12 protein-coding genes are annotated in these 14,352 nt (G+C 61.3%); 5 read left to right on the top strand and 7 right to left on the bottom strand.

Going from position 1 to position 14,352, the window contains the following annotated elements; translation table 11 throughout:
- Positions 1-17 precede the first annotated feature (17 nt).
- The 7 genes from NE852_RS22210 to NE852_RS22180 all read right to left on the bottom strand — a co-directional run bounded on the left by NE852_RS22210 (position 18) and on the right by NE852_RS22180 (position 8,828).
- On the bottom strand, positions 18-2,468 hold the full coding sequence (locus tag NE852_RS22210; RefSeq protein WP_008536198.1) for an FAD-dependent oxidoreductase: 2,451 nt from the start codon (positions 2,466-2,468) through the stop codon (positions 18-20).
- Positions 2,469-3,344 (bottom strand): phosphotransferase, encoded by an 876-nt coding sequence (locus NE852_RS22205; protein ID WP_258156105.1) that lies wholly within the window; start codon positions 3,342-3,344, stop codon positions 2,469-2,471. It abuts the gene before it with no gap.
- A gap of 151 nt (positions 3,345-3,495) precedes the next feature.
- Entirely contained in the window at positions 3,496-4,572 is a 1,077-nt protein-coding gene (locus NE852_RS22200; RefSeq protein ID WP_008536202.1) for an ABC transporter ATP-binding protein, read from the bottom strand.
- A 26-nt stretch (positions 4,573-4,598) separates the two neighbouring features.
- Positions 4,599-5,696: a Gfo/Idh/MocA family protein gene (locus tag NE852_RS22195; protein WP_205622001.1), complete on the bottom strand. Its 1,098-nt coding sequence runs from the start codon at positions 5,694-5,696 to the stop codon at positions 4,599-4,601.
- Positions 5,696-6,583 carry a carbohydrate ABC transporter permease gene (locus NE852_RS22190; protein ID WP_126925108.1) on the bottom strand — a complete coding sequence of 296 codons (888 nt, stop codon included), beginning with the start codon at positions 6,581-6,583 and terminating at the stop codon, positions 5,696-5,698. The genes NE852_RS22195 and NE852_RS22190 overlap by 1 nt, the downstream gene beginning before the upstream one ends.
- Positions 6,576-7,535: a carbohydrate ABC transporter permease gene (locus NE852_RS22185; protein ID WP_037175466.1), complete on the bottom strand. Its 960-nt coding sequence runs from the start codon at positions 7,533-7,535 to the stop codon at positions 6,576-6,578. The genes NE852_RS22190 and NE852_RS22185 overlap by 8 nt, the downstream gene beginning before the upstream one ends.
- A gap of 6 nt (positions 7,536-7,541) precedes the next feature.
- Positions 7,542-8,828 (bottom strand): ABC transporter substrate-binding protein, encoded by a 1,287-nt coding sequence (locus tag NE852_RS22180; protein WP_008536206.1) that lies wholly within the window; start codon positions 8,826-8,828, stop codon positions 7,542-7,544.
- Between the two features lie 204 nt (positions 8,829-9,032).
- Between NE852_RS22180 and NE852_RS22175 the strand changes: the two genes are divergently transcribed.
- The 5 genes from NE852_RS22175 to NE852_RS22155 all read left to right on the top strand — a co-directional run bounded on the left by NE852_RS22175 (position 9,033) and on the right by NE852_RS22155 (position 14,349).
- Positions 9,033-9,710, top strand: coding sequence for a TetR/AcrR family transcriptional regulator (locus NE852_RS22175; protein WP_008536207.1), 678 nt, complete (start codon positions 9,033-9,035; stop codon positions 9,708-9,710).
- A gap of 147 nt (positions 9,711-9,857) precedes the next feature.
- Positions 9,858-11,006: a Gfo/Idh/MocA family protein gene (locus tag NE852_RS22170; RefSeq protein ID WP_008536208.1), complete on the top strand. Its 1,149-nt coding sequence runs from the start codon at positions 9,858-9,860 to the stop codon at positions 11,004-11,006.
- 3 nt (positions 11,007-11,009) lie between these two features.
- On the top strand, positions 11,010-12,173 hold the full coding sequence (locus tag NE852_RS22165; RefSeq protein ID WP_008536209.1) for a dihydrodipicolinate synthase family protein: 1,164 nt from the start codon (positions 11,010-11,012) through the stop codon (positions 12,171-12,173).
- Positions 12,174-12,202: 29 nt separating this feature from the next.
- Positions 12,203-13,033: a sugar phosphate isomerase/epimerase gene (locus tag NE852_RS22160; RefSeq protein WP_258156104.1), complete on the top strand. Its 831-nt coding sequence runs from the start codon at positions 12,203-12,205 to the stop codon at positions 13,031-13,033.
- A gap of 41 nt (positions 13,034-13,074) precedes the next feature.
- On the top strand, positions 13,075-14,349 hold the full coding sequence (locus tag NE852_RS22155) for a Gfo/Idh/MocA family protein (RefSeq protein ID WP_008536213.1): 1,275 nt from the start codon (positions 13,075-13,077) through the stop codon (positions 14,347-14,349).
- Positions 14,350-14,352 lie beyond the last annotated feature (3 nt).

The following is a 14,352-nucleotide window of genomic DNA, read 5'->3' as shown; positions in this document are numbered from 1 at the left end:
CTTCTCCTTGAGTCACCTCACACCTTCACCCGCGCCATATCGGGATCGTATAGCGGCGACAGCGACACTTTGCAGGGAATGCGTTCCCTGGCGACATCGAGCTCATAGGTGCCGGAGAGCACGAAATCCTCCGTCACGCCATCGGCGTTGCGGACGTAGCCGTAGCCGATCGGTTTGCCGAGCGTATAGCCGAAACCTCCGCTCGACAGCCAGCCGACACGCTTGCCGTCGCGATAGATCGTTTCGCGGCCGAGCAGAACGGTATCGGGATCGTCGGGAACGAAGCAGGCGAGACGCTTTTTCACGCCGCCCGCAAGCTGTCGCTCGATCGCCTCGCGGCCGCGGAAGGGAATGTTCTTGCGCATCTTCACCGCCCATCCGAGGCCGGCTTCGACGGGCGTATGGTCCGGACCGACATCTGAGCCCCAGGCGCGATAGCCTTTTTCCAGGCGGCAGCTCTCGATGGCACGGTAGCCGGCATTGACGAGGCCGAATTCGCCGCCCGCGGCCATCAGCACGTCATAGACCGTCGTCGCATATTCGACCGGGATATGCAGTTCGTAGCCGAGTTCACCGACATAGGTGATGCGCAGCGCCCGCACCGGGCAGCCCGATATGCCGATAGTCCTGACCTGGCCGAAGGGGAAGGCCGCGTTCGAGACGTCGCTGCCGGTCACCTTCTCCAGCACGGCGCGCGAATTCGGCCCCATCAGCGACAGCACGGAATAGGCTGACGTGACGTCGACCAGCTCGGCATGCATGTCCGCCGGAATATTGCGTGCGATCCAGTTGAAGTCATGCGTGGCGAAGCCGGTGCCGGTGACGATGTAATATTCGTTCTCGGCGATGCGCGCGACCGTCACATCGCATTCGATGCCGCCCTTGTCGTTCAGCATCTGGGTGTAGATCAGCGATCCCACGGGCCTTGCGACATCGTTGGAGGCGATCCAGGAGAGGACCGCCTCGGCATCCCTGCCCTTCAGCACGAATTTGGCGAATGAGGTCTGGTCGAAAATAACGGCCGCTTCGCGCACCGCTCTGTGCTCACGGCCGACAGCCCCGAACCAGTTCTGCCTGGCGTAGCTGTAGACATCCCTCGGCTCTTCGTTGGCGAAGAGATCGGCAAACCAGTTCGGCCTCTCCCAGCCGAGTTTTTCGCCGAAGCAGGCACCTTGCGCCTTCAGCCGGTCATAGAGCGGCGACTTGCGGCAAGGGCGGCCGCTTGAATGTTCCTCGAGAGGCCAAGCCATGGTGTAGTGTTTGCCATAGGCTTCGAGCGTGCGCGTGCGCACCCAGTCGGTATCGAAATGCGGGCGTCCGAAACGGCGGATGTCGACTGGCCAGAGATCGTAGGGCGGCTCGCCCTTCGTCACCCATTCGGCGAGCGCCATGCCGGCACCGCCGGCGGACGCGATGCCGAAGGCGTTGAAACCGGCGCCGACGAAGAAGTTCTTCAGCTCCGGCGCCTCGCCGAGAATGAAATTACCGTCGGGGGTGAAGCTTTCCGGACCGTTCAAAAGCTGCTTGACGCCGACATTCTCCAGCGCCGGAACGCGGCCGAGCGCCTGTTCCATGATCTGCTCGAAATGATCGAACCTGCTGTCGAGCAGCGTATAGTGGAATCCTTCCGGAATTCCTTTTTCCGCCCAGGCAACTGGGTTCGGCTCGTAGCCACCCATGACGATGCCGCCGACCTCCTCCTTGTAATAGGTCAGGCGATCGGGATCGCGCAGCGTCGGCAGGTTGGAGGGCACGCCGAAGGATTCGGTGATGATATATTGATGCTCGACGGAGACGAGCGGTACGTTGACACCGAAGCGGCTGGCGAAGGCGCGCGTCCACTGGCCGGCGCAGACGACGACGCGCTCGCATTCGATGCGGCCTTGCGCCGTGATGACGGCGCGGATCTTGCCCTTGTCGATTTCGAGGTCGAGGACTTCGGTATCCTCGAAGATCGAAACGCCGGACATGCGGGCGCCCTTGGCCAGCGCCTGGGTGATGTCGGAGGGATTGGCCTGGCCGTCCGTGGGGAGGAAGGCGGCGCCGACGAGATCGTCTGTCGTCATCAGCGGCCAGAGATCGAAGGCCTCCTGCGGCGTCAGCAATTGCATTTCGAGACCGAATGACTGGGCTGTGGTCGCCTGGCGCCTGACCTCGGTCCAGCGCTCTTCGTTGCAGGCGAGGCGCAGGCCGCCGTTCATCTTCCAACCGGTGCCGAGACCGGTTTCCTCTTCCAGCCGCTTGTAGAGATCGACGGAATAGCCGAGCAGCTGGGTGATGTTGGCGCTGGTGCGCAGCTGGCCGACGAGGCCGGCGGCATGGAAGGTGGTGCCCGAGGTGAGCTTCTTGCGCTCCAGGAGGACGGTATCGGTCCAGCCGAGCTTGCCGAGGTGATAGGCTGTCGAGCAGCCGATGATGCCGCCGCCGATGACCACGGCTTTCGCCGTCTTCGGTAATTGTCTCGTCATTTATCGATCCTGTTCAAAGGCTTGATAGGCGCGCTCGAAACGCGCGAGATTTTCGGCCGTGTAGGTGGAATAATCGAAATCGATGGTGGAATGGATTTCCGAAATCATACTCCAGAGCGTCTCGCGCAGCAGCGAGGCCGATTTCATCGCGCCGTAGCGCGTGCGAAGATCTGGTGTCAGCGGCCGGTCGAAATAGGTCTCCAGCATCATGCGCTCGACCGTTTCCGAAAATTCGTTATTGGAGGCCAATCCGCCGAGGTCGAACAGCGGCGTGTTGAAGCCGGCATAGTCCCAGTCGATCAGCCAGAGCCGCTTGCCGTCATCGAGGAAATTGGCGGCGAGCAGGTCGTTATGGCCGAAGGCGATCTCGAAAGGTCCCGCCGCCTTTTCCAGCGTCTCGGCCTTGCCGATCAGCTCCGACAGCAGGGGGAGATAGGCGCTCCTGGATTCTTTGAGGCTTGCGGCATAATCGCGGACGACATGGAAGACCCAGAAGATCATCGCCGGACCGCGAAAATGCCGGGCAATGTCGCGATGGCAGGCGCGCACCAGGGGCAAGACCCGGGCCAGCATGTCAGGCGTCCTGACATCCTCCGGCGAAAGCGCCCTTGCTTCGATATATTCGAGCACCAGTACGCCGGGCGAATGATGGATGACGGCGGGCGATATGCCTGCCGCATGCGCGGCATAACTTGCGGCAAGCTCGTTCTGCCGGCTGATGTGATGGATCGGAATATCGGTGCCGAGCCTGACCACGCACCGCGCCACGGCATCGCTGACCAGATAGTTCCTGTTGGTGATGCCGCCTGCTATCGGCGAAATTTCGATCGGGCCTTGCCAGATGCCAAGCGCATGAATCCTATCCTCAGGCGTCATGCTTATCCCCCCAGAGCACGATGCCGAAAAGTGTGCGCGGCTTCGGACGACATCATGCTCTAACTATTTAAGATAGAACAGGATTCTTCCTGTTCTATCGGCCCCGTCATCGAAATGATGGGACAGAGGGGGATCTGATGTCAAGCAGCGGTCAGATCGCCGTACCCGTGGCGTTGAAGACGTGGCAGCTGGCCGGATCGAAAAAGGTCTGCACATTGCTGCCGCGCTCGACCTTCTGCTGGCCATCGAGCGCGATGGTCAGGAGCTGGCCATCGGGCGTAGTGGTGTAGAGCATGGTGGCGCCGCCGAGATTTTCGACGAGATCGACATTGACGGTGGAGAGCGCGATGGCACCGCCGGCAAGCGAAAGATGCTCGGGGCGGATGCCGAAGGTGACGTCCTGGCCGGCCTCGCCTTTCAGCCTGCGCGGCAGGCGGACGGAATTGCCGCAGACATGGATGCTGGTTTCGGCCTCGCCGACCTGCTCGATGCGTGCCTTGAGGAAATTCATCTTCGGGCTGCCGATGAAGCCGGCGACAAAGCGGTTGGCCGGGTTGTTATAGAGATCGAGGGGCGCGCCCACCTGCTCGATGCGGCCGGAATTCAGCACGACGATCTTGTCGGCCATCGTCATGGCTTCGACCTGGTCGTGTGTGACGTAGATCATGGTGTTGCCGAGCTGCCGGTGCAGGCGGGAGATCTCGACGCGCATCTGCACGCGCAGTTCCGCATCGAGGTTGGACAACGGTTCGTCGAACAGGAAGATGCGCGGCTCGCGCACGATCGCCCGGCCGATCGCGACACGCTGGCGCTGGCCGCCCGAGAGCGCCTTCGGCTTGCGCTCAAGCAGCTTCTCAATTTGCAGGATCTCGGCGGCGCGCTTTACCTTCGGCTGGATATCGGCCTTCTTGTAACCCGCCGTCTCCAGGCCGAAAGCGAGGTTCTTGTAAACCGACATGTGGGGATAGAGCGCGTAGGACTGGAAGACCATGGCGATGCCGCGCTTGGCCGGCGCCACCTCGTTCATCCGCTCGCTGTCGAGCAGCAGAGCGCCTCCCGAGATCTCCTCAAGGCCGGCGATCATCCGTAGAAGCGTCGATTTTCCGCAGCCGGATGGGCCGACGAAAACGACGAATTCGCCGGGATCGATCGTCAGGTCGATGCCATGGATCACGTCCATCGCGCCGTAGCGCTTCTCGACCTTCTGAAGAACGACACTGGTTGCCATCGTCTCTACACCCTCTCTTTTGCCGGTTACTTCGTTCTTGCGCGCCAATCGGCGTATTTCGGACTGTCGGGACCGACCGGCAGCGGCACTTCGGCGCCGCTGTCGGAAGACTGGTAGATAGCGGTGACGAGCTCCAGCGCGCGGCGCGCATCCTTCGTCGTCACCGGCAGCGGCGCCTGGCCGCTGAGGAAGGCATGGAACTGGCCCATCTGCGTGGTGAAACGCGGTGCAACCGGCTGCCAGTCGCCGACGACCCGGTCGATCTTCTCTCGCACGTCATCATTGGCGGCGATGATCTTCCAGGGATCCTTGCCCGGCGTATAGGGTTCATGCGTGCTTTCGAAGGTGACGTTCTCGAAATGCAATCTCAGCCGGCTGATCTGCTCCTGCGAACCGAGCGTGCAGGAGAGCGAGACGAACGCGCCGTTTTCCATCAGCAGGCTGGCGGAGGCGCAATCCTCGACCTCGATATCGTTGACGCGGGTGGCGACGCGGCCGAAGACCCTTGCTGCCGGCCCCATCAGATGCATCAGCATATCGTGCAGGTGCAGCGCATGGGTGACGAGCACGCCGCCAAGCTCCGTCGCCCATTTGCCGCGCCAGGGCACGGCGTAATATTCGGGCTTGCGCAGCCAGAAAGTTTCGACCGAGCCGGTATAGGCTTTGCCGGCGATACCGGCATCGATGATCCGCTTGGCCTTCTGGATGCCGTCGCCGTAGCGGTACTGGAAGATCGGCATCAGCACGCCCCTGGCGGTCTTTTCGGCTTCCATGATCGTATCGACGGCGGCGAGCGACCCCGTCAGCGGCTTTTCGCAAACGACATGTTTGCCAGCAGCGAGTGCGGCGACCACCTGTTCGAGATGGACGCCCGGAGGGGTGCAGATATCGATGATGTCGATCGTGTCGTCGGCCAAGAGCTCCGCAAAGGACGTTGTGCGGCGCTCGATGCCGAACTCGTCGCCGACGTCAGCCAGGCGCTGCTCGTTCAGGTCGCAGATCGCCACGACCTTGAACTTGTCGGAATGCGGCAGGTAGCCTTCGACGATGTGGGAGCGGCCGATGCCGCAGCCGACGATCGCGACCGTCTTGATGCTCATGTCACTCTTTCCCGTTGCCGCCATCAGCGTTTCATGCCCGTCGTGGCGATGCCCTCGATCAGCAGGCGCTGGAAGAACAGGAAGAAGAAGAATACCGGCACGAGGGTCAGGGTCGACATGGCGAACAGACCGCCCCAGTCCGATGCGCTTGTGGAATCCACGAAGGTGCGCAGACCGAGCTGGATCGTGTAGGTGTTCATGTCGTTCAGGTAGATCAGCGGACCGAAGAAATCGTCCCAGGTCCAGATGAAGGAGAAGATGGCGGCCGTCGCCAGGACCGGCAGCGACAGCGGCAGCATGATCTTCCAGTATATGCGCCAGGCGCTGCAGCCATCCATCATCGCCGCCTCGTCCAATTCGCGCGGGATGCCGCGGAAGAACTGCACCATCAGGAAGATGAAAAAGGCGTCGCTTGCCAGGAACTTCGGCACGACGAGCGGCAGGATGGTGTTGACCCAACCGAGGTTGAGGAAGAGCACATATTGCGGGATCAGCGTCACGTGATAGGGGATCATCAGCGTGCCGAGCATGATCGCGAACCAGAAGTTCCGGCCGGCAAAACGAAGCCGCGCAAAGGCGAAGGCCGTCAGCGAACAGGCGATGACATTGCCCGTCACCACCAGCAGCGAGATGACGAGCGAATTCCAGAAGAACCGGCCGAAGCTGACATCGAGGCCGACCCAACCGCGCGCATATGAGGAGAAATCGATCGACGACGGGATGAGCGAGGTCGACGAGAATATCTCGTTTTCCGGCCTGACCGATGCCGAAACCATCCACAGCAGCGGGTAGAGCATGAGAAGCGAAGCGGCGATCAGCAGCGCGTGGATGATGAGCGACGCCGGCAGACTGCGTTTGGTGATATCGGATGGCGGCCTGGCCGCAGTGACGGAAGCGGTCATCTCAGTCATCGTAGTGCACCCAATAACGCGAGCTTAGGAAGGAGAAGGCAGTGAAGATCGCGATGATCACCACCAGGATCCAGGCGAGCGCCGAGGCGTAGCCCATTCGGAAATTGCCGAAGGCTTCCTGGTAGAGGTAGAGCGTATAAAAGAGCGTCGAGTTGATCGGACCGCCCGTGCCGCCTGATATGATGAAGGCCGGCGTGAATGCCTTGAAGGCTTCGATCGTCTGGACGACGGCGTTGAAGAAGATCACCGGCGTCAGAAGCGGCAGCGTGATCTTGTAGAATTGCCGGAATTTCGAAGCGCCGTCGAGGCTCGCGGCCTCGTACATATCCTGCGGAATCTGACGCAGGCCGGCCAGGAAGATGATCATCGGCGAGCCGAACTGCCAGACGGACAAAGCCACCAGCGTGTAGATCGAATAGCTCGGATGCGAGATCCAGCTCGGACCCTCGATGCCGAAATGCGAGAGCGCGGCATTGACGAGGCCGTCGCTGGCGAAAAGCTGCCGCCAGAGCACGGCGATCGCCACGCTGCCGCCGAGCAATGAGGGGAGATAGAAGATGGCGCGATAGATCGGCAAGCCGCGCAGACCGCGGTTCAGCGCCATGGCGACGAGCAAGGCAAAGGTCAGTTTGAACGGCACCGAGAAGACCACATAGGTCAGGGTGACGTGCATGGCGGCCGAAAATTTCGGATCCGCCGTGGCGATGCGCACGTAATTCGCAGCTCCAACCCACCGCGGCGACTGAAGCATGTCGAAGTCGGTGAAGGAGAGATAGAGCGAAATCAGGGCCGGCCCGAGTGTCAGCCCGAAAAAGCCGATAAGCCACGGGAGAAGGAAGAGATAGCCGGGAGCATTGGCGTTCCAGAGACGCCGGAAACGTCCCTCGGCCACCGCCCCCTGATATCTTTCCACATTTATGGCCCCTGCGGGCGTGCGCATCGCATTACTCATACGGGATCAGCCTCGTGCGAGAACTTGCGTAATTCCGTCGACAAGCTGCTTGCCGCCGTCGGAAGGAGATATCTGTCCGAAGGCGACCTGTTCGGCGATGTTACGCAGAATAAGGGTGCCTTCACCTGCTCCGGTCGGTGGCGGGGGCGGCAGCGGGCCTGCGAGATCGCCGAGCCCGGCGACGTAGGCAAGCGGAACCTTGCCAGTTTCGTCAAGCTTGGTGGCAACGACATCCCGCATTGCCTTTGATTCAGGAATGCCGCGTTCGACGTCGAGGATTACCGCCGCATCCGGATTCTTGACGAAGAAGTTGACGTAGTCGACCGCTTGATCCATCACCTTCGACTGCGCTGAGACCGAGAAGAACATCGAAGGCTTGCGGTAATGGCCGCCCTTGGAGTCTGGGGTGATGCGCATGTAGTTGGTCAGGGCGAGCTTGTCCTTGACCATGGCCTGATAACCGACGAACTGGTTGCTGTGTGCATAGTCGCAGGCAGCCTTGCCAACGGTGAGCGGGCTGGTATCGATCGTATCCTTGTATAGAGCCTGGATGTCAGGGGTAACACAAGCTCCAGCTTCGCGGAACTTGGCCCACATATCGAACCATTCAGTAGCTTCTTCAGGACCGAAAGCGATCTTTGAGTCCGCAGTGTAGAGCGCCTTGCCGCGTTGGCGGAGGTAATTTTCGAGGGCCGGTTCGACGCCACTGCCGTCGGCAAAACCGAAGTAACCCTTGCGCTTACCGGCCTTGGTCATCTCGGCACCGATCTTGCCGAATTCTTCCCACGTCGTCTTCTGCGTCGGCATATCGATGCCGGCTTCCTTGAAGGCCACAGTGTTCAACACGGTTGCAGCCGAGTTGGCGCCGAGGCTGACGCCATAAAGATGGCCGTCGACCTTGCCTCCTTCGATCTGCGCAGGGTCGAAATCGTCGAGCTGCAGCTTCGACGGCATGTAGGATTCCAGAGGGGCGAGGGCGCCACGCCGGGCATATTCGACGATATAACGGTAGTCCATCTGGATGATGTCAGGGGCATTACGGCCAGCGACTTGGGTTGCAAGTCGTGGCCAGTAATCGGCCCATCCAAGAAATTCACCGGTGATGGCGGTGCCGGCATTCTTAGTCTTGTAAAGCTCCGAGACCTTGTTGGTGCGGTCGGCGCGCGGCTGCGAGCCCCACCACAGGAGACGCAGGCGCGTTTCCTCGGCCAAAGCGCTGGTTCCAAGCGCCGAAAGCGAAAGAAGCGTGGCCCCTCCCGCAACGAAATTACGTCTGCTTACACGTAGGGTCATTTTTTCCTCCTCCAAAGGGAAGCGCCTCCACACGCTTCCTAACTAGTTACGCTTGCGCAAATAACTAATTGGTTACAAGCTACGGGCAAAGCGGCAAGCATGTCAAGCGGTGTCGGCTCGCGCAGGCAGCCCTTCTAAATTCGGTTTTTACAATTTCGCACCGAAGGCTTATGAGCGCAACACGGGAAGACGGAGGGTGGAGCGATGAACGACAGCGGCGAGTATGGGGAAAAGAAGAGGTCCCGGCGCCCGTCCCAGGAGCGGACGAGCCAGCGCGATCCGGAGCGGACGCGCGCCGCGATCCTGGAGGCCGCCACCCGGGAATTTGCCGAAAACGGTATGGGCGGCGCCCGTGTCGATGCCATCGCCGAGCGCGCCGGCACCAATAAGCGCATGCTCTATCATTATTTCGGCGACAAGGAGCAGCTCTACCTCCGGGTGCTCGAAGAGGCCTATGTCGGCATCCGCACAGCCGAGCGCGCGCTGCATATCGGCGATCGCAGCCCCGAGGAAGGCATCGGCGAACTCGCGCTCTTCACCTGGCGTTATTTCCTCGAGCACCCGGAGTTCCTGAGCCTGCTCGGCACGGAAAACCTGCACCGCGCCCGGTGGCTGCGCCAGTCCATCCGGCTCAAGGAGCTGCATTCGCATCTGATCGGCGAGCTTTCCCAAGTGCTCGAGCAGGGAAAGAAGCAGGGCGTCTTCATCGAGGCCGCCGATCCCCTGCATGTCTATCTGACGATTGCCTCGCTCGGCTATTTCTACCTTTCCAACCAGTACACGCTTTCGACCATTTTCGGCCGCGACCTGATCGAGCCGGCCCATCTCAGCGCCTGGGAGAAGCATATCGTCCACGTCACGCTCGCTTCGATCAAGCGTTAGAGCCTTTCCGGGTTAGATCCCGAAAGCAGGATTTGACTCTTGACAGGTTCGCCGCTCTTCTGTCATCAAGTAACTGTTTAGTTACCGGCTTGGGAGGGCCAGGGCAGGATGCCCGCTCCCGCAGCGAGAGATTGCAGGGAGGAAAAAATGGCACGCTTGGGGATCATCTTGCATGGCGTTACCGGCCGCATGGGTTACAACCAGCACCTGGTGCGCTCGATTCTGGCCTTCCGCGACCAGGGCGGCATCACGCTGAAGTCCGGCGAAAAACTCGAGATCGACCCGATCATCGTCGGCCGCAACGGCGCCAAGATGGAAGAGCTGGCGAAGAAGCACAACATCAAGCGCTGGTCGACCGATCTCGATGCCGCTCTCGCCAATCCCGACGATACGATCTTCTTCGATGCCGGCACGACGCTGATGCGCGCCGAGCTTCTGTCGAAAGCGCTCGACGCCGGCAAGCACATCTATTGCGAAAAGCCGATTTCCGACGACCTGCAGGTGGCGATCGATCTCGCCCGCAAGGCGCGCCGCTCCGGGCTCAAGCACGGCGTCGTGCAGGACAAGCTCTTCCTGCCGGGCCTGCGCAAGCTGGCGTTGCTCAAGGATTCCGGCTTCTTCGGCAAGATCCTCTCGGTACGCGGCGAATTCGGCTACTGGGTCTTCGAGGGCGATTGGGGCGTGCCCGCTCAGCGTCCCTCCTGGAACTACCGCAAGGCCGACGGCGGCGGCATCATCCTCGACATGCTGTGCCATTGGCGCTACGTGCTCGACAACCTATTCGGCGAGGTCAAGGCCGTATCCTGCCTTGGCGCCACGCATATTCCGCGCCGCATCGACGAACAGGGCAAGCCCTACGATTGCGACACCGACGATGCGGCCTACGCGACCTTCGAGCTTGAGGGCGGCGCGATCGCGCAGGTCAATTCCTCCTGGGCCGTGCGCGTACGCCGCGACGATCTCGTCACCTTCCAGGTCGACGGCACGCATGGTTCGGCCGTCGCCGGCCTGACGAAATGCTGGAGCCAGCACCGTGTCAACACGCCGAAGCCGGTCTGGAACCCCGACCAGCCGCAGACGATCGACTTCTACAAGACCTGGGACGAGGTTCCGGATACGCAGGCCTTCGACAACGGCTTCAAGGCGCAGTGGGAAATGTTCATCCGCCATGTCGTCGAAGATGCGCCGTGGCCCTATGGCCTGGAAGCAGGCGCCAAGGGCGTGCAGCTGGCCGAACTCGGCCTCAAATCCTGGGCCGAACGCCGCTGGCTCGATGTTCCCGCACTGGAGTTCTGAGCCGTGACCACGATCAATCTTCCCCTCGACGGCAAGATCGTTCCCTACACGCTGACCAGCACGCCGATCGAACTTAGAAAACGGGAGGCCAAGAGCTTCCCGCGCATCGCCTTTGCTGCCGCGCATGTGGTCGCCGATCCGCTCGCCAACAATGATCCATGGCTGACGCCGGCGATCGACTGGGATCGCACGCTCGCCTTCCGCCACCGGCTCTGGGATCTCGGCCTCGGCGTTGCCGAAGCAATGGATACCGCACAACGTGGCATGGGTCTCGGCTGGTCTGAAGCCCGCGACCTCATCCGCCGCGCACTTAGCGAAGCCGCCGGCCGCCGGGATGCGCTGATTGCCTGCGGCGCCGGCACCGACCATCTGACGCCCGGCCCCGACGTCACCATCGACACGATTATCAAAGCCTATGAGGAGCAGATCGAAACGGTGGAGGCCGCTGGCGGACGCATCATCCTGATGGCGAGCCGCGCGCTCGCCATCACGGCAAAAGGGCCGGACGACTATGTCAGGGTCTATGACCGCATCCTCCGCCAGGTCAAGGAACCCGTCATCATCCACTGGCTCGGCGAAATGTTCGATCCGGCGCTGGAAGGCTACTGGGGCAATGGCGATCATCTGAAGGCGATGGACACCTGCCTTGATGTGATTGAAGCCAATGCTACCAAGGTCGACGGCATCAAGATCTCGCTTCTTTCCAAGGAGAAGGAAGTGACCATGCGCCGGCAATTGCCGAAGAGTGTGCGCATGTATACCGGCGACGACTTCAACTATGCCGAACTGATAGCCGGCGATGAAGAGGGCCATTCCGACGCGCTGCTCGGCATTTTCGATGCGATCGCGCCGGCAGCGTCCGCCGCACTGGAGGCGCTCGGCCGCAAGAGCAACCGCGAATTCTTCGATCTGCTCGAGCCAACTGTGCCGCTGTCGCGCCACATCTTCAAGGCGCCGACGCGCTTCTACAAGACCGGCGTCGTCTTCCTTGCCTATCTCAACGGCCTGCAGGACCATTTCATCATGGTCGGCGGCCAGCAGAGCACGCGCTCGCTGGCGCATCTGGCCGAACTCTTCCGGCTGGCCGACAAGGCGCGGGTTCTCACCGATCCGGAACTTGCGGCGACGCGCATGAAACAGGTGCTTGCCGTCCACGGCGTCCACTGAAAGCCGGCGCGGTAATGGGAGGAAATGGCATGCAGGTCGAAGGACTTTCGATCAATCTCGCGACGATCCGCGAGCAATGCGGCTTTGCCGAGGCCGTCGATATCTGCCTGAAGCACGGCATCACTTCGATCGCACCCTGGCGCGACCAGGTTGCTAAGGCCGGCCTCGACGAGGCGGTGCGAATCGTCAAATCGAACGGCATCAAGCTGACCGGGCTCTGCCGCGGCGGCTTCTTCCCGGCGGCAAACGATGCCGATTGGCAAAAGAATCTCGATGACAACAGGCGCGCTATCGATGAGGCGGCGGCGTTTTCCGCCGATTGCCTAGTGCTCGTCGTCGGCGGCCTGCCGGGCGGTTCGAAGGATATCGCTGCTGCCCGGCAGATGGTGTTCGACGGCATCGCCGCCGTTTTGCCGCATGCGCAGGCCGCAGGCGTGAAGCTCGCCATCGAGCCGCTGCACCCGATGTATGCCGCCGACCGTGCCTGTGTGAACACGCTCGGCCAGGCGCTCGACATGTGCAATGAACTCGGCGAAGACGTCGGCGTTGCGATCGACGTCTACCATGTCTGGTGGGATCCCGATCTCGCCAGTCAGATTGCCCGCGCCGGGCGCATGAACCGCATCTTCGCCCATCACATCTGCGACTGGCTGGTGCCGACCAAGGACATGCTGCTTGACCGCGGCATGATGGGCGATGGCCTCATCGACCTCAAGGGCATAAGACGGATGATCGAAGCCGCCGGTTTCTTCGGCGCGCAGGAGGTGGAGATCTTTTCGGCCGAAAACTGGTGGAAGCGGCCCGCCGACGAGGTGATAGCCACCTGCGTCGAACGCTTCCGAAGCTGTTGCCAGGCCTGATTTCAGTATTCGTTTCATCATGCATGCAGGAGGATCATTCGATGGAGAAACGCCGTTTTGCCCTGATCGGCACCGGGAACCGCGGCACGACCATGTGGGGCAAGGACCTGCTTGCCGGCTGGCGCGAGCATGTCGACCTGACGGCGATCGTCGAGAAGAATTCGCTGCGCGGCGAGCGCGCGCGCAACATGATCGGCAGCAATGCTCCGCTCTATGAAAACATCGATTCCATGCTCGCCGAACAGAAGCCGGATCTGGTCATCGTCTGCACGCCCGACCATACCCATGACGATATCGTCGTGCGGGCGCTGGAGTCCGGCATCGACGTCATCACCGAAAAGCCGATGACCACCTCGGTCGAGAAGATTCGCCGGATTCTGGACGCTGAAAAGCGCACCGGCCGTCGGGTCGACGTCTCCTTCAACTATCGTTATGCGCCGACGGCCGCAAAGATCAAGGAGTTGCTCAATGCCAGCGAGATCGGCCGGGTCACCTCCGTCGACTTTCACTGGTACTTGAACACCAAGCATGGCGCCGACTATTTCCGCCGCTGGCATGCCTATGCGGAAAATTCCGGTAGCCTGTTCGTCCACAAGGCGACCCACCATTTCGATCTGCTGAACTGGTATCTCGACAGCGATCCCGAGGCCGTCACCTCCTTCGCTGATCTCCAGAACTATGGCCGCAAAGGCCCGTTCCGTGGGCCTCGCTGCAAGCTCTGTCCGCATGCGCAGGAATGCGACTACTATCTCGATCTCGAAGCCGATCCCTTCCTCGATTCGCTTTACGAGGACCCTTCGAAGATTGACGGCTATTTCCGGGACGGCTGCGTTTTCCGCGAAGACATCGATATTCCCGATACGATGGTCGTTTCCCTCCGCTACCGCAACAACGTCCATGTCTCCTATTCGCTGAACACGTTCCAGCCGATCGAAGGCCATCACCTGGCCTTCAACGGAACGAAGGGCCGCATCGAAATCCGCCAATATGAGGCCCAGCCCTGGGAAGAGCCGAAGCAGGATACGATCCTGCTCATCCGCAATTTCCCGAACGGCAAAGAGGCCGTGGAGCGCATCGTCGTGCCGCATTTCACCGGCGGCCATTACGGCGGCGACGACCGGATGCGCAACATGATCTTCAAGCCGGATATGGAAGACCGGCTCGCCCAACGCGCCGGCACGCGGGCGGGCGCCATGTCCGTGCTCTGCGGCATTGCCGCGCTGACAAGCTCGCGCACCGGCAAGGTGGTCGACATCGCCGAGCTGATGCCCGAGCTTGCCAATGACGGTTCGCCGAATTCGCTGAGGACGCGCTGACCG

It is taken from the genome of Rhizobium sp. Pop5 (assembly GCF_024721175.1).
GTDB lineage: Bacteria > Pseudomonadota > Alphaproteobacteria > Rhizobiales > Rhizobiaceae > Rhizobium.
The sequence above is the reverse complement of the archived record's forward strand: the minus strand, read 5'-3'. Positions and strand labels throughout refer to the sequence as shown.

What these genes read in the sequence shown, in the direction of transcription:
- NE852_RS22200 (WP_008536202.1), bottom strand. Translation starts at nt 4,572, where the DNA reads ATGGCAACCAGTGTCGTTCTTCAGAAGGTCGAGAAGCGCTACGGCGCG.
- NE852_RS22205 (WP_258156105.1), bottom strand. Translation starts at nt 3,344, where the DNA reads ATGACGCCTGAGGATAGGATTCATGCGCTTGGCATCTGGCAAGGCCCG.
- NE852_RS22210 (WP_008536198.1), bottom strand. Translation starts at nt 2,468, where the DNA reads ATGACGAGACAATTACCGAAGACGGCGAAAGCCGTGGTCATCGGCGGC.
- NE852_RS22170 (WP_008536208.1), top strand. Translation starts at nt 9,858, where the DNA reads ATGGCACGCTTGGGGATCATCTTGCATGGCGTTACCGGCCGCATGGGT.
- NE852_RS22180 (WP_008536206.1), bottom strand. Translation starts at nt 8,828, where the DNA reads ATGACCCTACGTGTAAGCAGACGTAATTTCGTTGCGGGAGGGGCCACG.
- NE852_RS22160 (WP_258156104.1), top strand. Translation starts at nt 12,203, where the DNA reads ATGCAGGTCGAAGGACTTTCGATCAATCTCGCGACGATCCGCGAGCAA.
- NE852_RS22175 (WP_008536207.1), top strand. Translation starts at nt 9,033, where the DNA reads ATGAACGACAGCGGCGAGTATGGGGAAAAGAAGAGGTCCCGGCGCCCG.
- NE852_RS22185 (WP_037175466.1), bottom strand. Translation starts at nt 7,535, where the DNA reads ATGAGTAATGCGATGCGCACGCCCGCAGGGGCCATAAATGTGGAAAGA.
- NE852_RS22190 (WP_126925108.1), bottom strand. Translation starts at nt 6,583, where the DNA reads ATGACTGAGATGACCGCTTCCGTCACTGCGGCCAGGCCGCCATCCGAT.
- NE852_RS22155 (WP_008536213.1), top strand. Translation starts at nt 13,075, where the DNA reads ATGGAGAAACGCCGTTTTGCCCTGATCGGCACCGGGAACCGCGGCACG.
- NE852_RS22195 (WP_205622001.1), bottom strand. Translation starts at nt 5,696, where the DNA reads ATGGCGGCAACGGGAAAGAGTGACATGAGCATCAAGACGGTCGCGATC.